This window comes from Streptococcus oralis subsp. dentisani, assembly GCF_003944205.1.
Taxonomy (GTDB): Bacteria; Bacillota; Bacilli; order Lactobacillales; family Streptococcaceae; genus Streptococcus; species Streptococcus oralis_BH.
In genome coordinates this window covers 35,578-59,359 of record NZ_RJPH01000011.1, presented here as the reverse complement: position 1 = coordinate 59,359, position 23,782 = coordinate 35,578, and the positions used below count along the sequence as shown (strand labels likewise).

Annotated in this window: 17 protein-coding genes and 2 tRNA genes; all 19 read left to right on the top strand. The window is 37.8% G+C overall.

Translation table 11 applies throughout. The features are described 5' to 3' along the window. Positions 1 to 43 precede the first annotated feature (43 nt). The 19 genes from codY to D8805_RS07960 all read left to right on the top strand — a co-directional run bounded on the left by codY (position 44) and on the right by D8805_RS07960 (position 23,770). Positions 44 to 832, top strand: a complete 789-nt coding sequence (gene codY, locus D8805_RS08050; protein WP_125394844.1) for a GTP-sensing pleiotropic transcriptional regulator CodY — start codon at positions 44 to 46, stop codon at positions 830 to 832. Further along, a complete protein-coding gene (locus D8805_RS08045) occupies positions 832 to 1,407 on the top strand; it encodes a cysteine hydrolase family protein (RefSeq protein ID WP_125416684.1) in 576 nt (191 codons plus the stop codon). The genes codY and D8805_RS08045 overlap by 1 nt, the downstream gene beginning before the upstream one ends. A gap of 80 nt (positions 1,408 to 1,487) precedes the next feature. Beyond that, positions 1,488 to 1,573: transfer RNA gene (locus D8805_RS08040), tRNA-Leu, on the top strand. Between the two features lie 268 nt (positions 1,574 to 1,841). Then, positions 1,842 to 3,119 carry an ABC transporter permease gene (locus D8805_RS08035; RefSeq protein WP_125416682.1) on the top strand — a complete coding sequence of 426 codons (1,278 nt, stop codon included), beginning with the start codon at positions 1,842 to 1,844 and terminating at the stop codon, positions 3,117 to 3,119. A 127-nt stretch (positions 3,120 to 3,246) separates the two neighbouring features. After that, positions 3,247 to 3,894: an ABC transporter ATP-binding subunit Vex2 gene (gene vex2 / locus D8805_RS08030; protein ID WP_061417316.1), complete on the top strand. Its 648-nt coding sequence runs from the start codon at positions 3,247 to 3,249 to the stop codon at positions 3,892 to 3,894. A 45-nt stretch (positions 3,895 to 3,939) separates the two neighbouring features. Next, positions 3,940 to 5,319, top strand: a complete 1,380-nt coding sequence (gene vex3 / locus D8805_RS08025; protein ID WP_000903005.1) for an ABC transporter permease subunit Vex3 — start codon at positions 3,940 to 3,942, stop codon at positions 5,317 to 5,319. 140 nt (positions 5,320 to 5,459) lie between these two features. Further along, positions 5,460 to 6,116 (top strand): response regulator transcription factor VncR, encoded by a 657-nt coding sequence (gene vncR / locus D8805_RS08020; protein WP_125416680.1) that lies wholly within the window; start codon positions 5,460 to 5,462, stop codon positions 6,114 to 6,116. After that, entirely contained in the window at positions 6,113 to 7,435 is a 1,323-nt protein-coding gene (gene vncS / locus D8805_RS08015) for a sensor histidine kinase VncS (protein ID WP_125416678.1), read from the top strand. Before vncR ends, vncS begins: the two co-directional genes overlap by 4 nt. 145 nt (positions 7,436 to 7,580) lie before the next feature. Beyond that, the gene (locus D8805_RS08010) at positions 7,581 to 8,462 is read left to right on the top strand and encodes a class II fructose-bisphosphate aldolase (protein WP_001019005.1); all 882 of its coding nucleotides are present in this window, start codon (positions 7,581 to 7,583) and stop codon (positions 8,460 to 8,462) included. Between the two features lie 165 nt (positions 8,463 to 8,627). Further along, entirely contained in the window at positions 8,628 to 9,020 is a 393-nt protein-coding gene (locus tag D8805_RS08005) for a hypothetical protein (protein ID WP_125416676.1), read from the top strand. A 234-nt stretch (positions 9,021 to 9,254) separates the two neighbouring features. Beyond that, positions 9,255 to 10,952: an AAA family ATPase gene (locus tag D8805_RS08000; protein WP_125416674.1), complete on the top strand. Its 1,698-nt coding sequence runs from the start codon at positions 9,255 to 9,257 to the stop codon at positions 10,950 to 10,952. Further along, positions 10,949 to 11,998, top strand: a complete 1,050-nt coding sequence (gene mcrC / locus D8805_RS07995; RefSeq protein WP_125416672.1) for a 5-methylcytosine-specific restriction endonuclease system specificity protein McrC — start codon at positions 10,949 to 10,951, stop codon at positions 11,996 to 11,998. The genes D8805_RS08000 and mcrC overlap by 4 nt, the downstream gene beginning before the upstream one ends. Before the next feature lie 230 nt (positions 11,999 to 12,228). After that, a complete protein-coding gene (locus D8805_RS07990) occupies positions 12,229 to 13,221 on the top strand; it encodes an ABC transporter ATP-binding protein (RefSeq protein ID WP_084975816.1) in 993 nt (330 codons plus the stop codon). A gap of 1 nt (position 13,222) precedes the next feature. Continuing rightward, complete coding sequence (locus D8805_RS07985) at positions 13,223 to 14,041, top strand: ABC transporter permease (protein ID WP_125416670.1); 819 nt, start codon at positions 13,223 to 13,225, stop codon at positions 14,039 to 14,041. Position 14,042: 1 nt separating this feature from the next. Then, entirely contained in the window at positions 14,043 to 14,828 is a 786-nt protein-coding gene (locus D8805_RS07980) for an ABC transporter permease (protein ID WP_125416668.1), read from the top strand. 430 nt (positions 14,829 to 15,258) lie between these two features. Beyond that, on the top strand, positions 15,259 to 21,747 hold the full coding sequence (locus D8805_RS07975; protein WP_125416666.1) for a S8 family peptidase: 6,489 nt from the start codon (positions 15,259 to 15,261) through the stop codon (positions 21,745 to 21,747). A 224-nt stretch (positions 21,748 to 21,971) separates the two neighbouring features. Next, a tRNA-Thr gene (locus D8805_RS07970) sits at positions 21,972 to 22,044 on the top strand. Positions 22,045 to 22,345: 301 nt separating this feature from the next. Beyond that, on the top strand, positions 22,346 to 23,209 hold the full coding sequence (locus D8805_RS07965; protein ID WP_125416664.1) for a DUF6287 domain-containing protein: 864 nt from the start codon (positions 22,346 to 22,348) through the stop codon (positions 23,207 to 23,209). Positions 23,210 to 23,452: 243 nt separating this feature from the next. After that, positions 23,453 to 23,770 (top strand): hypothetical protein, encoded by a 318-nt coding sequence (locus D8805_RS07960; RefSeq protein WP_125416662.1) that lies wholly within the window; start codon positions 23,453 to 23,455, stop codon positions 23,768 to 23,770. The last annotated feature ends 12 nt before the right edge of the window (positions 23,771 to 23,782 follow it).

Genomic DNA, 23,782 nt, shown 5'->3' with positions numbered 1-23,782 from the left:
CTTTTCTATGTTATAATGGAAGCGATTATATGCGAGGTAAAAAATGGCACATTTATTAGAAAAAACAAGAAAAATTACATCAATTTTAAAACGCTCAGAAGAGCAGATGCAGGATGAACTTCCATACAATGCCATTACACGTCAACTAGCAGACATTATTGATTGCAATGCCTGTATTGTCAATAGCAAGGGCCGTCTTTTGGGCTACTTTATGCGCTATAAAACTAATACAGACCGTGTAGAGCAGTTTTTCCAAACCAAGACGTTCCCAGATGACTATGTACAAGGGGCAAACATGATCTATGATACAGAAGCCAATCTTCCTGTTGAACATGATTTGACTATTTTTCCTGTAGAGAGCCGTGCGGATTTTCCAGATGGTTTGACAACCATTGCTCCCATTCATGTATCAGGGATTCGACTAGGTTCCTTGATTATTTGGCGTAATGACAAGAAATTTGAAGATGAGGATTTGATTCTTGTTGAGATTGCGAGCACGGTTGTGGGGATTCAACTCTTGAACTTCCAACGTGAAGAAGACGAGAAAAATATCCGCCGTCGTACGGCTGTTACTATGGCGGTTAATACCCTCTCTTACTCAGAACTTCGTGCTGTTTCAGCTATTTTAGCTGAGTTGGATGGAAATGAAGGGCAGCTGACTGCATCAGTTATTGCAGATCGTATCGGTATTACGCGCTCAGTGATCGTCAATGCTCTCCGTAAGCTAGAGTCGGCAGGAATTATTGAAAGCCGTTCACTAGGAATGAAGGGAACCTATCTCAAAGTATTGATTTCAGATATCTTTGAGGAAGTGAAAAAGAGGGACTACTAATGGCAAAGGCTTTAATCTCAATTGACTATACAGAGGATTTCGTAGCAGACCATGGAAAGCTAACTGCTGGAGCGCCTGCTCAAGCCATATCAGAAGCAATCAATCGCGTAACCAGACTGGCTTTTGAACGTGGGTATTATGTCTTTTTTACCATTGATGCTCATGAGGAGAAGGATACATTCCACCCAGAAAGCAAGCTCTTTCCACCACACAACATCATCGGAACTAGTGGGCGTAAACTTTATGGCCCCCTAGCTGACTTTTATGCTGAGCATGAGGCGGATAGTCGTGTCTTTTGGATGGACAAGCGTCACTATTCAGCATTTTCAGGTACGGACCTAGATATCCGCTTGCGAGAACGTCGAGTTGATACAGTCATCTTAACTGGTGTTTTGACAGATATTTGTGTTCTCCATACGGCTATTGATGCTTATAATTTAGGTTATCAAATCGAGGTTGTCAAGCCTGCGGTTGCTTCCATCTGGCCAGAAAATCATCAGTTTGCTCTTGGACATTTTAAGAACACTCTGGGAGCCAAATTGTTGGATGAAAATTTGGCTGAAATTAAAGAATGATTCCCTTGGAAAAATGAAAAAAATCTGAAAAAAGTGTTGACAAAGATTTTGAAAGTTGATATACTAGTAAAGTAATCGACGCGGGGATGGCGGAATTGGCAGACGCGCAGGACTAAGGATCCTGTGACCGCTTTAGGTCGTGAGGGTTCAAGTCCCTCTCTCCGCATAGGATAAGAGTTAGCTTTAGCTAGCTCTTTTTGTTTTCAAAAAGAGGGCTAGAAGAGGTATTTTGGATATCGGAAGGTATTGGCATCAAGAACTATCATTTATGGCATGGAGTCGGTTTTTGATTGGTAAAACGTGTTCTATATGAAGAAAGTTGGCAGTTGCTAGCTTTCTTTATTTTTTCAAAAAATAAATCAAAAAATTTTTTTGATTTCATAAACATTTCATATTTGGATTTTATAATAGTCTTACAAATATGGAGGTGACAAATGAATCCAATCCAAAGAGCTTGGGCTTATGTCAGCAGAAAACGACTGAGAAGTTTTATTTTATTTCTGATTTTATTGGTCCTATTGGCCGGAATTTCAGCCTGTTTGACTCTGATGAAGTCCAACAAAACAGTAGAAAGTAATCTTTACAAATCACTCAACACATCTTTTTCTATCAAAAAGATAGAGAATGGTCAGACTTTCAAGTTGTCAGACCTAGCATCCGTGAGCAAGATTAAGGGACTGGAAAATATCTCTCCTGAACTTGAGACGGTCGCAAAACTGAAAGACAAGGAAGCAGTGAGTGGTGAGCAGAGCGTAGAGCGAGATGATTTGTCAGCTGCGGACAAGAATTTGGTTAGCTTAACGGCTCTTGAAGATTCAGCCAAGGATGTTACCTTTACCAGCTCGGCTTTCAACCTAAAAGAAGGTCGACACCTTCAAAAAGGAGATTCCAAGAAAATCCTCATCCACGAAGAGTTGGCTAAGAAGAACGGTCTTTCGCTTCATGACAAGATTCGTTTGGATGCTGGGCAGTCCGAAGCTGGAAAAGGACAAACCGTTGAGTTTGAGATTGTCGGAATCTTTTCTGGTAAAAAACAAGAAAAATTCACAGGCTTATCTTCTGACTTCAGTGAAAACCAGGTCTTTACAGACTATGAAAGTAGCCAAACTCTTTTGGGAAATAGTGAACCGCAAGTCAGTGCAGCGCGCTTCTATGTAGAAAATCCTAAGGAAATGGATGGACTCATGAAGCAGGTGGAAAACTTGGCCTTGGAAAGTCAAGGCTACCAAGTCGAGAAGGAAAACAAGGCCTTTGAACAAATCAAGGACTCAGTAGCAACCTTCCAAACCTTCCTCACCATCTTCCTTTATGGGATGTTGATAGCAGGAGCTGGAGCCTTAATTTTAGTCTTGTCTCTATGGTTGAGAGAAAGGGTCTACGAAGTAGGGATTTTACTGGCACTTGGAAAAGGCAAGAGTTTGATCTTCCTACAATTCTGTTTAGAGGTAGTTTTGGTATCTCTCGGAGCTTTGCTTCCATCCTTTATCGCTGGAAATGCCATTACATCCTATCTGCTCCAAACTGTCCTAGCCAGTGGAGATCAGACAAGCTTACAGGACACGCTGGCAAAAGCAAGCGGTCTATCAACCAGTCTCCTATCCTTTGCAGAATCCTATGTCTTTCTGCTCTTGATTGGTTGCTTGTCTGTAGCCCTTTGTTTCCTATTCTTATTTAGAAAATCACCTAAGGAAATTTTATCATCTATTAGTTAATACTCTTCGAAAATCAAATTCAAACCGCGTCAGCTTTATCTGCAACCTCAAAGCTGTGCTTTGAGCAACCTGCAGCTAGCTTCCTAGTTTGCTCTTTGATTTTCATTGAGTATAAGAAGGAGAAATCATGACTTTATTACAATTGCAAGATGTTACCTACCGTTATAAGAACACTGCTGAGGCAGTTTTATATCAGATCAAGTATAATTTTGAACCCGGGAAATTTTATAGTATCATTGGTGAGTCAGGAGCAGGAAAATCCACTCTCTTGTCTCTGCTTGCTGGTCTAGATAGTCCTGTCGAAGGATCAATCCTCTTTGAAGGAAATGATATTCGCGAAAAAGGCTATTCTTACCATCGCATGCACCATATTTCTCTGGTCTTTCAAAATTATAATTTGATTGATTACCTTTCTCCACTGGAAAATATCCGCTTGGTCAACAAAAAGGCAAGCAAGGATACACTTCTAGAGCTTGGTTTGGATGAAAGTCAGATCAAGCGGAATGTTCTCCAGTTATCAGGTGGTCAACAACAACGTGTTGCCATCGCTCGCAGTTTGGTATCAGAAGCTCCAGTTATTCTAGCTGATGAGCCAACAGGAAATCTGGACCCTAAAACTGCTGGAGATATTATCGAACTGCTCAAATCACTTGCCGAGAAAACAGGTAAATGTGTCATCGTTGTTACGCACAGTAAAGAAGTGGCACAAGCGTCAGATATTACACTTGAATTGAAGGACAAGAAACTGACTGAAACTCGCAATACTACAAAATAAGATGAGCTTGTTTTGATAGAATTATTAAATCTAGAAAGGGAACCTATGTTACACAACGCATTTGCCTATGTTACAAGGAAGTTTTTCAAATCGATTGTTATCTTCCTGATTATTCTCCTCATGGCGAGCTTGAGTTTGGTCGGCTTGTCGATCAAGGGAGCTACTGCCAAGGCTTCTCAGGAGACCTTTAAAAATATCACCAATAGTTTCTCCATGCAAATCAATCGTCGCGTCAATCAAGGAACGCCACGTGGTTCTGGGAATATCAAGGGTGAGGATATCAAAAAAATCACCGAAAACAAAGCCATTGAGTCTTATGTTAAGCGTATCAACGCTATCGGAGATTTGACTGGATATGAACTCATCGAAACGCCAGAAACCAAGAAAAATCTCACTGCAGACCGTGCCAAACGGTTTGGCAGCAGTTTGATGATTACAGGTGTCAATGACTCCTCTAAAGAAGATAAGTTTGTCTCTGGCTCATATAAGCTGGTTGAAGGTGAGCACCTAACCAACGACGACAAGGACAAGATTCTCATGCACAAGGACTTGGCAGCTAAACACGGTTGGAAAGTCGGAGATAAGGTCAAACTAGACTCCAATATCTACGATGCAGACAATGAAAAAGGTGCCAAGGAAACAGTCGAAGTTACAATCAAGGGACTCTTTGATGGGCACAATAAGTCTGCAGTAACCTACTCACAAGAACTCTATGAAAACACAGCTATCACAGACATTCACACTGCTGCAAAACTTTATGGATACACAGAAGATACAGCTATTTATGGGGACGCAACCTTCTTTGTAACAGCAGACAAGAACTTGGATGACGTCATGAAAGAGTTGAATGGTATCAGTGGTATCAACTGGAAGAGCTACACACTTGTGAAGAGCTCCTCTAACTACCCAGCTCTTGAGCAATCCATTTCTGGTATGTACAAGATGGCCAACCTCCTCTTCTGGGGTAGCTTGAGCTTCTCAGTCCTTCTCCTTGCCCTCTTGCTCAGTCTTTGGATTAACGCTCGCCGCAAGGAAGTGGGAATCCTCCTCTCTATCGGTCTCAAGCAGGCAAGTATCTTGGGGCAATTTATCACCGAATCGATCCTGATTGCCATCCCTGCTCTCGTTTCTGCTTACTTCCTAGCCAACTACACAGCTCGTGCCATCGGAAATACTGTTCTTGCCAATGTCACTTCAGGTGTTGCCAAGCAAGCCAGCAAGGCTGCTCAAGCCTCTAATCTTGGTGGTGGTGCAGAAGTAGACGGCTTTAGCAAGACCTTGTCGAGCCTAGATATTTCTATTCAGACATCAGACTTTATCATCGTCTTTGTCCTTGCCTTGGTTCTAGTGGTTCTCGTTATGGCGCTTGCCTCAAGCAATCTCCTCAGAAAACAACCAAAAGAGCTCTTGCTCGATAGTGAATAAAAAACTTGCTACCTATTCTCCCCTAAATGGGGTATAATATAGGTAGCATTTTTATCTATTTCATCTTGATAAGGCTTCTTCCTATCAGGATGAAACAAAAAGATTAACAAGAAATTTAAAGGAATGTAAAACGTTTTTCTATGAAAATTTTAATTGTAGAAGATGAGGAGATGATCCGTGAGGGAATTAGTGACTATTTGACAGATTGTGGCTATGAAACCATTGAGGCGGCGGACGGTCAAGAAGCTCTGGAAAAATTTTCCAGCTATGAAGTAGCTCTAGTACTGCTGGATATCCAGATGCCCAAGCTTAATGGCTTAGAAGTCCTAGCCGAGATTCGTAAAAGCAGTCAGGTTCCTGTCTTGATGCTGACCGCCTTTCAGGATGAAGAATACAAGATGAGTGCCTTTGCTTCGCTAGCAGATGGCTATCTGGAAAAACCCTTTTCCCTCTCCCTTTTAAAAGTAAGGGTGGACGCGATTTTCAAGCGCTACTACGATACAGGACGAATCTTCTCCTATAAGGATACCAAGGTGGACTTTGAGAGCTACAGTGCAAGCCTAGCAGGTCAAGAAGTGGCCATTAATGCCAAGGAGTTGGAAATTCTGGACTATCTGGTGAAAAATGAAGGCCGGGCCTTGACTCGTTCTCAGATTATCGATGCTGTCTGGAAGGCGACAGATGAGGTCCCCTTTGACCGTGTTATTGATGTCTATATCAAGGAACTGCGGAAAAAGCTAGACTTGGATTGCATCCTCACTGTGCGCAATGTTGGTTATAAATTGGAGCGAAAATGAAACGAACAGGTTTATTTACAAAGATATTTATCTATACCTTCTCGATTTTTAGCGTTCTGGTTATTTGTCTTCATTTAGCCATTTATTTTCTCTTTCCCTCAACTTATCTGAGCCATCGTCAGGAAACCATTGGCCAGAAAGCGACAGCCATTGCTCAGTCCTTGGACGGAAAAGATAGGCAAAATATCGAACAAGTGTTAGACTTGTATTCCCAGACCAGTGATATCAAAGGAGCTGTCAAGGGAGAAATGACCGAGGACAAGTTAGAAGTCAAGGACAACCTTCCTCTGGACACGGATCGCCAGACTACCTCCCTCTTTATCGAGGAGCGTGAGGTGAAAACGCAAGATGGTAGCACTATGACTCTCCAGTTTCTGTCTTCCATGGATTTGCAAAAGGAAGCAGAGCAAATCAGTCTTCAGTTTCTCCCCTATACCTTGCTGGCATCCTTTCTGATTTCCCTCTTGGTGGCCTACATCTACGCTCGGACCATTGTTGCACCGATTTTGGAAATCAAGCGGGTGACCCGTAGAATGATGGAACTAGATGCTCAAGTGCGATTACGTGTGGATTCCAAGGATGAGATAGGTGATCTCAAGGAACAAATCAATAGCCTCTACCAGCATCTTTTGACAGTTATTGCGGACTTGCATGACAAGAATGAAGCTATTCTCCAGCTGGAGAAGATGAAGGTTGAGTTCCTACGAGGGGCTTCTCATGAACTGAAAACACCTCTGGCTAGTTTGAAAATCCTAATTGAAAATATGAAAGAAAATATCGGTCGTTATAAGGATAGAGACCACTATCTGGGAGTTGCCTTGGGGATTGTGGACGACCTCAGTCACCACGTTCTCCAGATATTGTCTCTTTCTTCTGTTCAGGAATTGCGAGACGAGAAAGAAGAGGTTGACCTCCTTCAGATGACGCAAAGTCTGGTTAAGGATTATGCTTTACTCGCCAAGGATAGAGAACTTCAGGTAGACATTAGTCTAATCCATCAGCAGGCTTACATAAACCCATCTGTTATGAAACTGATATTATCGAATCTCATCAGCAATGCTATCAAGCACTCCACTCCAGGTGGCTTGGTTCATATCGGCGAGAGAGAAGGAGAACTCTTTATCGAGAATAGCTGTAGTCCTGAAGAACAGGAAAAACTGGCCCAGTCTTTTTCTGAAAATGCCAGTCGCAAGGCCAAGGGTTCGGGGATGGGACTCTTTGTGGTCAAAAGTTTATTAGAACATGAGAAATTACCTTATCATTTTGAGATGCAAGATGATCGCTTGACCTTCTTCATACGTTATCCCAAAGTCACTTAGGACTGAGAAAAAGAAAAGGTTTACATTGATTGGATGAGAAGAAATTCAATCTAAAGTATGGGAAAAACTAGCTTTTTTTGTCAAAAAGTGATAAAATGAACAATGTAAATGGGATGTCCCAAAAAATATATAGGAGGCCTGACAAATGGCAATCGTTTCAGCAGAAAAATTTGTCCAAGCAGCTCGTGACAACGGTTATGCAGTTGGTGGATTTAACACAAACAACCTTGAGTGGACTCAAGCTATCTTGCGTGCAGCAGAAGCTAAAAAAGCTCCAGTTTTGATCCAAACTTCAATGGGTGCTGCTAAATACATGGGTGGTTACAAAGTTGCTCGCAACTTGATCGCTAACCTTGTTGAATCAATGGGTATCACTGTACCAGTAGCTATCCACCTTGACCACGGTCACTACGAAGATGCACTTGAGTGTATTCAAGTTGGTTACACTTCAGTTATGTTTGACGGTTCACACCTTCCAGTTGAAGAAAACCTTGAAAAAGCTCGTAAAGTTGTAGAATTTGCTCACGCAAATGGTGTGTCAGTAGAAGCTGAAGTTGGAACTATCGGTGGTGAAGAAGACGGAATCATCGGTGATGGTGAATTGGCTCCAATCGAAGATGCTAAAGCAATGGTTGCAACTGGTATCGACTTCTTGGCAGCTGGTATCGGTAACATCCACGGTCCATACCCTGCAAACTGGAAAGGTCTTCACCTTGACCACTTGCAAAAATTGACTGAAGCTGTACCAGGATTCCCAATCGTATTGCACGGTGGTTCAGGTATCCCTGATGACCAAATCCAAGCAGCTATCAAACTTGGTGTTGCGAAAGTTAACGTTAACACTGAATGTCAAATCGCATTCGCTAACGCAACTCGTAAATTTGCTCGTGACTACGAAGCAAACGAAGCAGAATACGACAAGAAGAAACTCTTTGACCCACGTAAATTCTTGGCTGACGGTGTAAAAGCTATCCAAGCATCAGTTGAAGAACGTATCGACGTATTCGGTTCAGAAGGTAAAGCATAATCTAGCTGAACAATACAAATCAGAAACCTGCCCATGAGGGTGGGTTTTTTGTGTGGTGGAAATAAATTATTTTTCAAGTTTAGGAGATGGAATTTAATTTGATTCTAAGAAATTTTTTAATTTATGATAAAATAATATCAGGCTTTCAAAGTGAGGAGGAGAGTCATGAGTTCAGCAGATTTTATCTTTTTAGATGGTTATGAAAATGCAGAATTTGATATCCAAGCATTTTGTGCTTCGCTGAGAGATAGGTATTCAGGTGTGACTATAAGGGAAGAAAACGATCATGAAAAAGCCTATCGTCTTTTATGGGATTACCAAAGTCCCGAGGTCTCAGTTGAGGGTGCTTTGAATCGAAAAAATGATGTCTTCGTTATAAACTACTTTGATTCAAAAAATCGGTTACAAGATTATGCCGCCTATATCCTCTGGCTTCGGGAATGGTTTCCATCAGATCAGAAGGTTCTCTTTTGTGATGAGGGCTACACGAAGATATTTCCTCTTCCTCACGACATATCTACAAAGGAGATTGAAATGAAACTTCATAATGAAGGATAAAAAAGTGAATCGAATAGATTCATTATTGAATTTCAAAGTATCAGAAGGAATCATTTGAGGCGACAAAGGTCACCTTTTTGTGTACTGTTGAAGTTGATTAAAGATAGTGAAATTTTTATCGTATATGTATAGCAATGTTGCATCGTATTGGAAAGGTTTTCGTGCTATAATATTAATTAACAATAAAATTTAGTACATCAAAAATTACTAGAGATGTGGGATGTGAGGTTTAAGATGAGACAAGCAGGACAATTTGATTGGGTAGATTTTTATAAAGAATTTGCGTTTAAACTTGTGAGCTATAAAGAGAAAAGGGCAGAGCTCATTCAAAAGGTTAAGGCAATTTATCAAATGACGGGCATTTCAATGCCAACCTTGGACAAGGACAACAATATCATGGATATTGACCCTTTTACAATTTTTGGTCTATTCAATAAAGGGTTGAAAAATGAAAATCGGATTAAAATTTTGACTGCTATTGCAGAATTATTTGAATTATCTCATGATGTTCCAACTTCATTCGACAGTATTCCCGTTCTCAATAAACAGAATGCGACCTATTATCTTTTTTATACAGATAGAGGGGTTAGTGATATTGATGATTTGTGGGAGCTTTTTGTAGCGGCATTAGCTTATTCCGAAGATTCATCATCTGAAAATAAGGAGCTTCTCTCAGGCTATTTTGATAAAGTCATCAATAGAAAAAACAATGGTACTGCTAAAGTTACGATGGGCTTATATTGGATTGCCTCCAATTCGTTTTTAAATATAGATGGACCAAACAAGGAGTATATTTACGAATCTGGGAAATTACCTTTAGAATTAGTCCATAAACTCCCAAAGGTGAATTCGAAAGTTTCTGCATCAGATTATTTTTCTATTGTTGAAATACTTAAAAACTATTTAGGTAGTCCACAGTCTGAATTGAAAAACTTCAATGAATTGTCTTTTGCAGCGTGGAAGTATTCTGAACAAGTGAAAAAAGAAAAACAAGCAAAAAATGAAGTTACTGAGAGTTCAGCACCTACATACAATCTAGCATCGGAAGACACAAAAGAATTTGAAAAAGGAGATACTAGCTACGCTAGAGAAGATTTTCTAAAAGAAGTTTTTGTATCAGCAGAGGATTATGATCGATTGGCAACGATTCTTCGCCTTAAGAAGAACATCATATTGGAGGGGGCTCCGGGTGTTGGAAAAACATTTACTGCTGATCGACTAGCTTACTCACTGATGGGTGAAAAAGCGATCGATAGGGTAAAGATGGTTCAGTTTCACCAAAGTTACTCGTACGAAGACTTTATTATGGGATTTAGACCTTCTGCCAGTGGTTTTGAACTAAGAAAAGGTCCCTTCTATCAATTTTGTAAACAGGCTGAGGGCGATGAAAGCAATGATTATTTCTTTATCATTGACGAAATTAATCGAGGAAATTTGAGCAAAATATTTGGTGAATTGTTTATGCTTATCGAAATGGATAAGCGAGGAAGAGATCTACAGCTTCTTTATTCGGATGAACAATTCTCAATTCCGGAGAACTTATACATTATTGGTATGATGAATACTGCCGATCGTAGCTTAGCCATGCTAGATTTTGCCTTGAGACGAAGATTTGCATTTTTTGAGTTGAAACCAGGATTTGATTCGGATGGCTTCAAAGAATATCAATCACACTTGAAGAATGAAAAATTTGATGCATTAATAAATACTGTGAAGCATCTAAATGAAATCATCGCTTCTGATGAAAGTTTAGGAGAGGGTTTTTGCATAGGCCATAGTTATTTTTGTAATCTAATACCGAATAGTATCGACCAACAAGTTCTTTCGAGTATTGTAGAGTATGAACTGATACCTCTTTTAAAGGAGTATTGGTTTGATGAACCTAGCTTAGTTAAAGAATGGAGTGGCAATCTAAGGAGTGCGATTAAGTGATACCGATAAAGAATGTTTATTACATGCTGACTTATGCTTTTAAGGTTCTTAAGGGGCAAGGATATCAGAAACTTGCCACAGAGGAGTTTCATCATACGGCTGATTTGATGAGTGCTATCTTGGCTAAAGGAATTGCCATACAGCTTAAGAGAGGACTGGGAAAGGAATACCTTGCTCAAGTGGAAGAACTCTCTACACTAAGGGGAAAAATTGAGATTACAGAGTCAATCAAAAGTCAATGTACTCTTGGGAAGAAAATATTTTGTACTTATGAAGAGTTTTCAGTAAATAATAGGATGAACCGTATTATAAAATCAACGGTCAATCTTCTGTTGAAAGCAGATATCTCCAAGGATAGGAAGAAAGAATTGCGGAAATTGATGGTTTATTTTCGTGATGTTGAACCGATTGATTTGGAAACTGTTAACTGGAATCTGCAATACAACAAAAATAATCAATCTTATAGAATGATGATTGCCATTTGCTACTTGGTGGTAAAAGGTTTATTGCAAACAACATCAGATGGTAACATGAAGATGATGAGTTTCTTAGATGAGCGACGAATGAACAGATTGTATGAAAAATTTATCCTTGAGTATTATAAAAAACATTATCCAGAATTAAATGCGAATGCAGCACAGATACCGTGGGCGTTAGACGATGGTATCTGTGAGATGCTCCCTATCATGCAAAGTGATATTCAGCTTCAAAAAGAGAATTCTATCTTGATTATTGATGCTAAATACTATAAAAGTACAACTCAAATGAATTTTAAAAAGTATTCTCTCCACTCCAACAATCTTTATCAGATTTTTACATATGTCAAAAATAGAGAATACCAAAATCAAGAACATGGTAGCAAAGTGTCGGGAATGTTGCTCTATGCAAAGACAGATGAAGTAGTTCAACCAGATAATGTTTATCAAATGCACGGTAATCAAATCAGTGTTCAGACTTTGGACTTAAATCTTTCCTTTAAAGAAATGGCGAATCAATTGGATACCATTGTTGTATCACATTTTGGAAATGTAAAAAAGTTCCGATGAAGCAGCGGAGAGTGAATCTAGTCGTTTTCAAGATATTCGATCACTGGGATATTCTATGCTTTCTTTCTTATCCCACAAAAAACACTTGTTTTCCCTTCTTAATTACTTTATAATAGAGTGTTACTGAGGCCTTCTAATGTGATAAAGAAGACAGATTTTAGGAGATGAGAAATTGGCTTTTTGTATTTAGAGGACACGGTTTGTTGATTTCTTACTAAGGGGAGATAGATATGGCAATGATAGAAGTGGAACATCTTCAGAAAAATTTTGTGAAGACAGTAAAGGAGCCAGGCTTGAAGGGGGCTTTGCGCTCCTTTATTCATCCTGAAAAGCAGACCTTTGAAGCGGTCAAGGATTTGACCTTTGAGGTGCCCAAGGGGCAGATTCTAGGCTTTATCGGGGCCAATGGAGCTGGGAAGTCTACAACCATTAAAATGCTGACAGGAATTTTAAAGCCGACATCTGGTTTTTGTCGGATTAACGGCAAGATTCCGCAGGACAATCGTCAAGACTATGTCAAGGATATTGGGGTGGTCTTTGGTCAACGTACTCAGCTATGGTGGGATTTGGCTCTGCAAGAGACCTACACGGTCTTGAAAGAGATTTACGATGTGCCGGACTCGCTCTTCCACAAGCGCATGGACTTTTTGAATGAGGTCTTGGATTTAAAGGAATTTATCAAGGATCCCGTTCGGACTCTTTCACTGGGACAACGGATGCGGGCGGACATTGCGGCTTCTTTACTCCACAATCCCAAAGTTCTCTTTTTAGATGAGCCGACCATTGGTTTGGACGTTTCGGTCAAGGATAACATTCGTCGGGCCATCACTCAGATCAATCAAGAGGAAGAAACAACCATCCTCTTGACCACTCACGACCTTAGTGATATTGAGCAACTCTGTGATCGGATTTTTATGATTGACAAGGGGCAGGAGATTTTTGATGGAACGGTCAGCCAGCTCAAGGAAACCTTTGGTAAGATGAAGACACTCTCCTTTGAACTGCTACCAGGTCAAAGTCATCTCCTTTCTCACTATGAAGGCCTGCCTGATATGACCATTGATAGACAAGGAAATAGCCTTAATATTGAATTCGATAGTTCCCGCTACCAGTCAGCTGATATTATCAAGCAAACCTTGTCTGATTTTGAGATCCGCGATTTGAAGATGGTTGATACGGATATTGAGGATATTATCCGTCGCTTCTACCGAAAGGAGCTCTAAGATGGTCAAATTGTGGAGACGTTATAAACCCTTTATCAATGCAGGGATTCAGGAGTTGATTACCTATCGAGTCAACTTTATTCTCTATCGGATTGGCGATGTGATGGGGGCCTTTGTGGCTTTTTATCTTTGGAAGGCGGTCTTTGATTCCTCGCAGGAGTCCTTGATTCAGGGCTTCAGTATGGCGGACATCACCCTCTACATCATCATGAGTTTTGTGACCAATCTTTTGACTAGGTCGGATTCTTCCTTTATGATAGGAGAGGAGGTCAAGGACGGATCGATCATTATGCGCTTGCTGAGACCAGTGCATTTTGCGGCTTCTTACCTCTTTACGGAGCTTGGGTCCAAGTGGTTGATTTTTATCTCTGTTGGACTGCCATTTTTAAGTGTCATTGTGTTGATGAAAATCTTATCTGGGCAAGGTATTGTAGAAGTGTTGGGATTAACTATCCTTTATCTCTTTAGCTTGATGCTGGCCTACCTGATTAACTTTTTCTTTAATATCTGCTTTGGGTTTTCAGCCTTTGTGTTTAAAAATCTTTGGGGTTCCAATCTACTCAAGACTTCCATAGTGGCCTTTATGTCTGGAAGTCTGATTCCCTTGGCTTTCTTTCCAAAGCTTGTTTCAGATATTCTCTCCTTCTTGCCTTTCTCATCCTTGATCTACACTCCGGTCATGATCATTGTTGGGAAATACGATGCTAGTCAGATTCTTCAGGCCATCTTGCTACAGTTTTTCTGGCTCTTAGTGATGGTGGGCTTGTCTCAGTTGATTTGGAAACGAGTCCAGTCATTTATCACTATTCAAGGAGGTTAGTATGAAAAAATATCAACGCATGCATCTGATTTTTATCAGACAATACATCAAGCAAATCATGGAGTACAAGGTTGATTTTGTGGTTGGTGTCCTTGGAGTTTTTCTGACTCAAGGCCTGAACCTCTTGTTTCTCAATGTCATCTTTCAACACATTCCATCCTTAGAAGGCTGGACCTTCCAAGAGATTGCCTTTATCTATGGATTTTCCTTAATTCCCAAGGGACTGGACCATCTCTTTTTTGATAATCTTTGGGCACTGGGACAACGCTTAGTCCGAAAGGGAGAGTTTGACAAGTATCTAACTCGTCCTATCAATCCGCTCTTCCATATCCTAGTCGAGACCTTTCAGATTGATGCCTTGGGTGAACTATTGGTCGGTGGCATTTTACTAGGGACAACAGTATCAAGTATTGCTTGGACTCTTCCCAAATTCTTGCTTTTCCTAGTCTGCATTCCTTTTGCGACCTTGATTTATACTTCCTTGAAAATCGCGACTGCCAGTATCGCCTTTTGGACCAAGCAGTCAGGCGCCATGATTTACATTTTCTATATGTTTAATGACTTTGCCAAGTATCCGATTTCTATTTACAATTCGCTTCTTCGTTGGTTGATTAGCTTTATCGTGCCTTTCGCCTTTACGGCCTACTATCCTGCCAGCTATTTCTTGCAGGACAAAGACGGGCTCTTTAACATCGGTGGTTTGATGTTGATTTCCCTTGTCTTCTTTGTCATTTCTTTGAAACTCTGGGACAGGGGCTTGGACGCTTACGAAAGTGCGGGTTCTTAAGATATAAAATAGGATGAGAGTTAAAAATTAAATATGTTACAAACAACCGTTGAAAATTATTGCGGTTGTTTTTGCATGTTTATTAAGGCATAAATTCTGTCCATACCCCTTTTTGCGATTTTGGTAGTTATTCCAGTTGATTGATAATATTTTTGATGGCACGAATGAGTTTATACTGTAGCCAGTTAACTATAAAATTTATTGACTAGACTATTTGTTAATATGGATTAAAAAAAAAATTAACCAGGGTTAATTTTTCTTGACTTAAATTTTTTTAATTGATATACTATTTTTCAGAGAGCTAACAATTATATATAAATGTACTACTCTATCCCACTAGATAATACTTAAAAAAACTTTTTATAACAAAGGCTAGCAAGGTTAAAGTTTTCTATCTATTGGGTTTAAAATAAAAAATTAAGGAATTATAATGAAAAAAAGTACGGTATTGTCATTAACTACTGCTGCAGTTATTTTAGCAGCATATGCCCCCAATGAGGTAATTTTAGCAGATGCACCTAGTTCTGAAGATGCTTTAAGAATTTCTGATAAAGAAAAAGTAGTAGCAGATGCACCTAGTTCTGAAGATGCTTTAAGAATTTCTGATAAAGAAAAAGTAGTAGCAGATAAAGAAACAGAAAACAATGAACAATCTGAAGAACTTCATAATGTTATAGAAACTTCAAAGGATATTGAGGAGAAGAAGACAACAGTTATTGAGGAAAAAGAGGTTGTTAGTAGAAAGTCTGAGATAGACAAAAAAACTAGTAACGAAGGAGCAAGTATCAAAGAAGACTCCAAGCAACCCAAAGGAGATGATGCGGACTCATTTGTAAATAAAGATACAGAAAATCCGAAAAAAGAAGATAAACTTGTCTATATTGCTGAATTTAAAGATAAAGAATCTGGAGAAAAAGCAATCAAGGAACTATCCAATCTTAAGGATACAAAAGTTTTATATACCTATAATACGATTTTTAATGGCGCTGCCATTGAAACAACTCCAGATAATTTGGACAAAATTAAACAAATAGAAGGTGTTTCGTCGGTTGAACGATCACAAAAAGTCCAACCAATGATGAATCATGCCAGAAAGGAAATTGGAGTTGAGGAAGCTATTGATTACCTAAAGTCTATTAATGCTCCATTTGGGAAAAATTTTGATGGTAGAGGTATGGTCATTTCAAATATCGATACTGGAACAGATTATAGGCATAAGGCTATGAGGATCGATGATGATGCCAAAGACTCGATGAAATTTAAAAAAGAAGACTTAAAAGGCACTGATAAAAATTATTGGTTGAGTGATAAAATCCCTCATGCGTTCAATTATTATAATGGTGGTAAAATCACTGTAGAAAAATATGATGATGGAAGGGATTATTTTGACCCACATGGGATGCATATTGCAGGGATTCTTGCTGGAAATGATACTGAAAAAGACATCAAGAACTTTAATGGCATAGATGGAATTGCGCCTAATGCACAAATTTTCTCTTATAAAATGTACTCTGACGCAGGATCTGGGTTTGCGGGTGATGAAACAATGTTTCATGCTATTGAAGATTCGATCAAACACAATGTCGATGTTGTTTCGGTATCATCTGGTTTTACAGGAACAGGTCTTGTAGGTGAGAAATATTGGGAGGCTATTAGAGCATTAAGAAAAGCAGGAATCCCAATGGTTGTTGCTACAGGTAACTTTGCGACTTCTGCTTCAAGTTCTTCTTGGGATTTAGTAGCCAATAATAATCTGAAAATGACAGATACTGGAAATGTAACACGAACTGCCGCACATGAAGATGCGATAGCGGTCGCTTCTGCTAAAAATCAAACCATTGAGTTTGATAAGGTTAACATTGGAGGACAAAGTTTTAAATACAGAAATATAGGAGCTTTTTTCGATAAAAATAAAATCCTAACAAATGAGGATGGGTCAAAAACTCCAAATAAATTAAAATTTGTATATATAGGCAAAGGTCAAGACCAAGATTTGATAGGATTGGATCTTAAGGGCAAAATTGCAGTAATGGATAGAATTTATACCAAGGATTTAAAAGATGCTTTTAAAAGAGCTATGGATAAAGGCGCACGTGCCATTATGGTTGTAAATACTGTAAATTACTACAATAGAGATAATTGGACAGACCTTCCAGCTATGGGATATGAAGCGGATGAAGGGACTAAAAGTCAAGTATTTTCAATTTCAGGAGATGATGGTGTAAAATTATGGAACATGATTAACCCTGATAAAAAAACTGAAGTCAAAAGAAATAATAAGGAAGATTTTAAAGATAACTTAGAACAATACTATCCAATTGATATGGAAAGCTATAATTCTAATAAACCGAATGTAGGTGATGAAAAAGAAATTGACTTTAAATTTGCACCTGACACAGACAAAGAACTTTATAAAGAAGATATTATCGTTCCAGCAGGGTCTACATCTTGGGGGCCAAGAACAGACTTGCTTTTAAAACCGGATGTTTCAGCACCTGGTAAAAATATTAAATCCACTCTAAATGTTATCAATGGTAAATCCACTTATGGTTATATGTCAGGAACTAGTATGGCAACTCCAATCGTAGCAGCTTCTACTGTTTTGATTCGACCAAAATTAAAGGAATTGCTTGAAAGACCTGTCTTGAAAAATCTTAAGGGAGATGACAAAATAGACCTTACAAGTCTTACAAAAATAGCTCTACAAAATACTGCAAGACCTATGATGGATGCAACCTCTTGGAAAGAAAAGAGTCAATACTTTGCATCACCTAGACAGCAGGGAGCGGGGCTAATTAATGTTGCCAACGCTTTGAGAAATGAAGTTGTAGCAACTTTCAAAAATACAGATTCTAAAGGTTTGGTAAATTCATATGGTTCCATTTCTCTTAAAGAAATAAAAGGTGATAAAAAATACTTTACAATTAAGCTTCACAATACCTCAAACAGACCTTTAACCTTTAAAGTTTCTGCATCAACTGTAACTACAGATGCTCTAACTGATAGGCTAAAACTCGATGAAACATATAAAGATGAAAAATCTCCGGACGGGAAGCAAATTGTTCCAGAAATTCACCCAGAAAAAGTCAAAGGAGCAAATATCACATTTGAGCATGATACTTTCACTATAGGTCCAAATTCCAGCTTTGATTTAAATGCGGTTATAAATGTTGGAGAAGCTAAAAACAAAAATAAATTTGTAGAATCATTTATTCATTTTGAGTCAGTGGAAGAAATGGAAGCTCTAAACTCCAACGGTAAGAAAAGAAACTTCCAACCTTCTTTGTCGATGCCTCTAATGGGATTTGCTGGGAATTGGAACCACGAACCAATCCTTGATAAATGGGCCTGGGAAGAAGGATCAAAATCAAAAGCAATGGAAGGTTATGATGATGATGGTAAACCAAAAATTCCAGGTACCTTGAATAAGGGGATTGGTGGAGAACATGGTATAGATAAATTTAATCCAGCAGGAGTTATCCAAAATAGAAAAGATAAAAATACAACATCCCTAGATCAAAATCCAGAATTATTTGCTTTCAATAACGAAGGAATCAACGCACCTTCATCAAGTGGCTCTAATATTGCTAAAATCTATCCTTTAGATTCAAATGGAAATCCTCAAGATGCTCAACTTGAGAGAGGATTAACGCCTTCTCCACTTGTATTAAGAAGTGCAGAAGAAGGGGTGATTTCAATAGTAAATACAAATAAAGAAGGAGAAAATCAAAAAGACTTAAAAGTCATTTCGAGAGAACACTTTATTAAAGGAATTTTAAACTCTAAAAGAAATGATGCAAAGGGAATCAAATCATCTAAACTAAAAGTTTGGGGTGACTTGAAATGGGATGGACTCATTTATAACCCTAGAGGTAGAGAAGAAAATGCCCCAGAAAGTAATGACAAAAAAGATCCTGCTACTAAGATACGAGGACAATTTGAACCGATTGCGGAAGGCCAATATTTCTATAAATTTAAATATAGATTAACCAAAGATTACCCATGGCAGGTTTCCTATATTCCTGTAAAAATTGATAACACACCTCCAAAGATTGTTTCAATTGATTTTTCAAACCCTGGAAAAATTAAGTTAATTACAAAGGATACTTATCACAAGGTCAAAGAGCAATACAAGAATGAAACGCTATTTGCGAGAGATCAAAAAGAACATCCTGAAAAATTTGACGAGATTGCCAACGAAGTTTGGTATGCTGGGGCCGCTCTTGTTAATGAAGATGGAGAGGTTGAGAAAAATCTTGAGGTCACTTATGCAGGTGAGGGTCAAGGACGAAATAGGAAACTTGACAAAGATGGAAATACCATTTATGAAATTAAAGGTGCAGGAGATTTAAGAGGCAAAATCATTGAAGTGATTGCATTAGACGGTTCTAGCAATTTCACAAAGATTCATAGAATTAAATTTGCTGATCATGCTGATGAAAAGGGGATGATTTCCTATTATCTAGTAGATCCTGATCAAGATTCATCTAAATACCAAAAGCTTGGCGAGATTCCCGAATCTAAATTTAAAAATTTAGAAAATAGAAAAGAGGATAGTCTTAAAAAAGATACAACGGAAGTAGAACATCATCAAGAAAATGAAGAGGCTACCGAAGAAAAATCTAGCTTGACTATTCATAAAACTATTTCAACAATTAGAGATTTTGAAAGTAAAGACTTAAAGAAACTCATTAAAAAGAAATTCAGAGAAGTTGATGACTTTACAAGTGAAACTGGTAAGAGAATAGAGGAATACGATTATAAATACGATGATAAGGGAAATATCATTGCTTATGACGATGGTAGTGCCTTACAATATGAAACTGAAAAACTTGATGAAATCAAATCAAAAATTTATGGCATTCTAAACCCGTCTAAAGATGGACACTTTGAAATTCTTGGAAAGATCAGTAATGTTTCTAAAAATGCCAAGGTATATTATGGCAATAATTATAAATCGATAGAAATCAAAACGACCAAGTATGATTCCCACTCAAAAACGATGACATTTGATTTATACGCTAATATTAATGATATTGTGGATGGATTAGCTTTTGCAGGAGATATGAGGTTTTTTGTCAAAGATGATGGTCGGATAAAAGCTGAAACTAAAATTAGAATGCCTGAAAAAATTAAAGAAACTAAATCAGAATATCCGTATGCATCAAGTTATGGGAATGTAATAGAATTAGGAGAAGGAGATCTTTCAAAAAATAAACCAAACAATTTAACGGACATGGAATCTGGTAAAATCTATTCTGATTCAGAAAAACAACAATATCTGTTAAAGGATAACATCATTCTAAGAAAAGGCTATGCACTAAAAGTGACTACCTATAATCCTGGGAAAACGGATATGTTAGAAGGGAATGGAGTCTATAGCAAGGAAGATATAGCAAAAATCCAAAAGGCCAATCCTAATCTAAGAGTCTTATCAGAAACAACAATTTATGCTGATAGTAGAAATGTTGAAGATGGAAGAAGTACTCAATCAGTATTAATGTCGGCTTTGGACGGCTTTAACATTGTAAGATATCAAGTGTTTACATTTAAAATGAATGATAAAGGGGAGGCAATCGATAAAGATGGCAATCTTGTGACAGATCCTTCTAAACTGGTATTATTTGGTAAGGATGGTAAAGAGTACACAGGAGAGGATAAGTCCAACATCGAAGCTATAAAAGAAGATGGCTCTACGTTATTTATTGATGCAAAACCAGTAAATCTTTCAATGGACAAGAACTACTTTAATCCATCTAAAACTAATAAAATTTATGTACGAAATCCAGAATTCTATTTAAGAGGTAAGATTTCTGATAAGGGTGGTTTTAACTGGGAGTTGAGAGTTAATGAATCGGTTGTAGATAATTATTTAATCTATGGAGATTTACACATTGATAACACTAGAGATTTTAACATTAAGCTTAATGTTAAAGACGGTGACATCATGGACTGGGGAATGAAAGACTATAAAGCAAACGGATTTCCAGATAAGGTAACAGATATGGATGGAAATGTTTATCTTCAAACTGGCTATAGCGATTTGAATGCGAAAGCGGTTGGAGTACACTATCAATTCTTATATGATAATGTAAAACCTGAAGTAAGCATTGATCCTAAGGGAAATACTAGTATCGAATATGCTAACGGAAAATCTGTAGTCTTTAACATCAATGATAAAAGAAATAATGGATTCGATGGTGAGATTCAAGAACAACATATTTATGTAAATGGAAAAGAATACAAATCATTTGATGATATTAAACAAATAACAGATAAGACACTAAACATTAAGATTGTTGTAAAAGATTTTGCAAGAAATACAACCGTAAAAGAATTCATTTTAAATAAAGACACGGGAGAGGTAAGTGAATTAAAACCTCATAGGGTAACTGTGACCATTCAAAATGGAAAAGAAATGAGTTCAACGATAGTGTCGGAAGAAGATTTTATGTTACCTGTCTATAAGGGTGAATTAGAAGAAGGCTATCAATTTGATGGTTGGGAAATTTCTGGTTTCGAAGGGAAAAAAGACGTTGGCTATGTTCTTAATCTATCAAAAGATACCTTTATAAAACCTGTATTCAAGAAAATAGAGGAGAAAAAGGAGGAGGAAAATAAACCTACTTTTGATGTATCGAAAAAGAAAGAAAAAACACAATCTGATTCAACTAATGATGTCAACAGTATTGTTTCTGATGAAAATGATAAAAACTTTGAAATTAACAAGAAAGTTTATCTAAATGAAAAAGGGAACTTAACTAATAAAAATACCAACATCAATAGTAAATCAACTATTAACAATCCTAATGAGTTGCCAAAAACCGGAACAGCAAGCGGAGCCCAGACACTATTAGCTGCCGGAATCATGTTTATAGTAGGAGCTTTTCTTGGATTGAAGAAAAAAAATAAAGATTAAGACAAAAGCTATAGAAAAAATGGTTTATGTACTGAGATTAGATAGTGAGGTGATGACATAGTTTTGTGAAAATATTGATTTATAAATATATTATTTAGATTTCTATGAAAATGGGAGATTTTAAAGAGATATATATAAAAGCCTTGTCTCAGGACAGGCTTTTTCTAATGGTGATGAAAATCTCTTGACATCTATTTTCAGAGTGCTATACTAAAAGAGTAATCGCCGATTTAGCTCAGTTGGTAGAGCAACGCACTCGTAACGCGTAGGTCACAGGTTCGATCCCTGCAATCGGCAGAATGAAGAAGCCCTAATGGGTTTCTTTTTTGTAAACACAGAAAAGGTGAAATATTTGAGATGGCTTCTGTTTAAAAAACATATCCTCGGCTTATTAAAAAATAATTACAAACGGTAGTTTATATTTTGTGGTATAATATATTGTAATATATACTTGTTTTGATACTAATCTAGAGATGTTTTTATAGTTAATTATTCTAGAAATTTTTGTTTAGATTTTCTAAAAATTATAAAAAATCATGGATAGTAACGAATGAAGTCTCGTAAGCTTGCCTGAATATAAATCAAAAAGGAGAAAATTATGAATAAGAAAGAACGGGAAAAACAATTTGAAGAGGTCAATGGACCTAAGCGGTCTGAATCAAAGTCGGCTCCAAATATAAAAATCTATATTGGCATAGCACTTGCTGCTTCAGTCACTCTCATTTTGATATGTATTTTTTCATATTCTCTGATCGGAAAGAAAGAGTCAAATCAAGCATCGTCTTCAGTTTCAACTACAGAGACAACAAGTCAAGCGTCTACAAGCCAAGGAAAAACGGATGAGACTGATAAGGATAAACAAGAGGAAATTCAAAAACTCAAGAATCAACTGGCTGATTTGGACACCAAGATTACTGAAGCAGAAGCACTTGTTAGCAAGCTAAAGAAAGAAACTGCCGTTCCAAAACTAGATATTGAAGCAATCAAAAACAATGATTTGTCTAGTTTAGAAGGCACTTGGCGTAGTCAATCTGGCAATGAATACATTATTACGAATTCTGGAGAAGTAGATGCGACTTGGTTTACAAATGATCAAAAGTACGAATCTGTAGTTGGATTAAAGGTATCAAAAGGTCAAGATAGTCGTAACCCTGAGACAGCGTCTATCAGTGCATGGGTAAAAGATTCGGTTGCTGGAGGATTTGTAGTAGTTGCTGTTCCAAGTGGAGTTGTTATGCAACCTGGTGATGATGGGAAGATTACGGATAAAAGTAATCATGCTGAGGAAAGACTTTTTTCTGGACAACAATATGAAGCGATGTTAATGAAACCAGAAGATGTTTACTATCGTGTGAAACCAGATACCAGTAAACTTGAGGAAGAAGAAAAGAACTTAGCTCAACTACAAGCTGATCGTGAAGCAATCAAATCCTCTCTAGAATCTAAGGAAAAGAAAAACTAGTTTAGAATCTAACTTTAGATTCACTTAGTTCAGAAATGTTCTTGTACTTGGTAAAATCAAGAAGCTCAAATGAGCTTCTTTTCTTTTTTTACTACTATTCAACCACTTAGACCGAGATATAGACCAGATAGACAAAAAGGCTTGTTCTTGAAAAAATCCTCTGCTATAATGATTTTTGTAAAGGGCGTGAAGGGTTAATGTCAGACAATTCAGGTTTCTAAAAAATAAAATGGAGACAAAAAAATGAAAAAATTATTGGGACTTGTATTCTTAGTAGCCGCAGCGCTAGTATTGTATTTCGGTTATGTTGGTTGGCCAAGTTTGGATGTCAACCTCTGGTCATTGATTCCAGTAGGTTTGTTCCTCTATTTCACTCTAGAAAATCTTTTGAAAAAAGACTATAAGGCTAGTCTCATGTGCTTGATTATTGCCTTTATCATTGCAAATGCTATTTTGGACCTTTTGCCAATTTCAAGCGGTTTGGTGATTGGTGCCGGTGTGCTAGCTTGTGTAGGACTTGGATACCTCTTTCCTGATAAAGATAAAAAAGAAGACAAATAGAAAAGTCTCGAG

Bases quoted from the DNA above. Each gene is read 5' to 3' on its own strand.
- D8805_RS08045 (WP_125416684.1), top strand. From the start codon at position 832: ATGGCAAAGGCTTTAATCTCAATTGACTATACAGAGGATTTCGTAGCA.
- vncS (WP_125416678.1), top strand. From the start codon at position 6,113: ATGAAACGAACAGGTTTATTTACAAAGATATTTATCTATACCTTCTCG.
- codY (WP_125394844.1), top strand. From the start codon at position 44: ATGGCACATTTATTAGAAAAAACAAGAAAAATTACATCAATTTTAAAA.
- vex3 (WP_000903005.1), top strand. From the start codon at position 3,940: ATGTTACACAACGCATTTGCCTATGTTACAAGGAAGTTTTTCAAATCG.
- D8805_RS07985 (WP_125416670.1), top strand. From the start codon at position 13,223: ATGGTCAAATTGTGGAGACGTTATAAACCCTTTATCAATGCAGGGATT.
- vncR (WP_125416680.1), top strand. From the start codon at position 5,460: ATGAAAATTTTAATTGTAGAAGATGAGGAGATGATCCGTGAGGGAATT.
- D8805_RS08035 (WP_125416682.1), top strand. From the start codon at position 1,842: ATGAATCCAATCCAAAGAGCTTGGGCTTATGTCAGCAGAAAACGACTG.
- D8805_RS07975 (WP_125416666.1), top strand. From the start codon at position 15,259: ATGAAAAAAAGTACGGTATTGTCATTAACTACTGCTGCAGTTATTTTA.
- vex2 (WP_061417316.1), top strand. From the start codon at position 3,247: ATGACTTTATTACAATTGCAAGATGTTACCTACCGTTATAAGAACACT.
- D8805_RS08010 (WP_001019005.1), top strand. From the start codon at position 7,581: ATGGCAATCGTTTCAGCAGAAAAATTTGTCCAAGCAGCTCGTGACAAC.
- D8805_RS07965 (WP_125416664.1), top strand. From the start codon at position 22,346: ATGAATAAGAAAGAACGGGAAAAACAATTTGAAGAGGTCAATGGACCT.
- D8805_RS07980 (WP_125416668.1), top strand. From the start codon at position 14,043: ATGAAAAAATATCAACGCATGCATCTGATTTTTATCAGACAATACATC.
- D8805_RS07990 (WP_084975816.1), top strand. From the start codon at position 12,229: ATGGCAATGATAGAAGTGGAACATCTTCAGAAAAATTTTGTGAAGACA.
- D8805_RS08000 (WP_125416674.1), top strand. From the start codon at position 9,255: ATGAGACAAGCAGGACAATTTGATTGGGTAGATTTTTATAAAGAATTT.
- D8805_RS08005 (WP_125416676.1), top strand. From the start codon at position 8,628: ATGAGTTCAGCAGATTTTATCTTTTTAGATGGTTATGAAAATGCAGAA.
- D8805_RS07960 (WP_125416662.1), top strand. From the start codon at position 23,453: ATGAAAAAATTATTGGGACTTGTATTCTTAGTAGCCGCAGCGCTAGTA.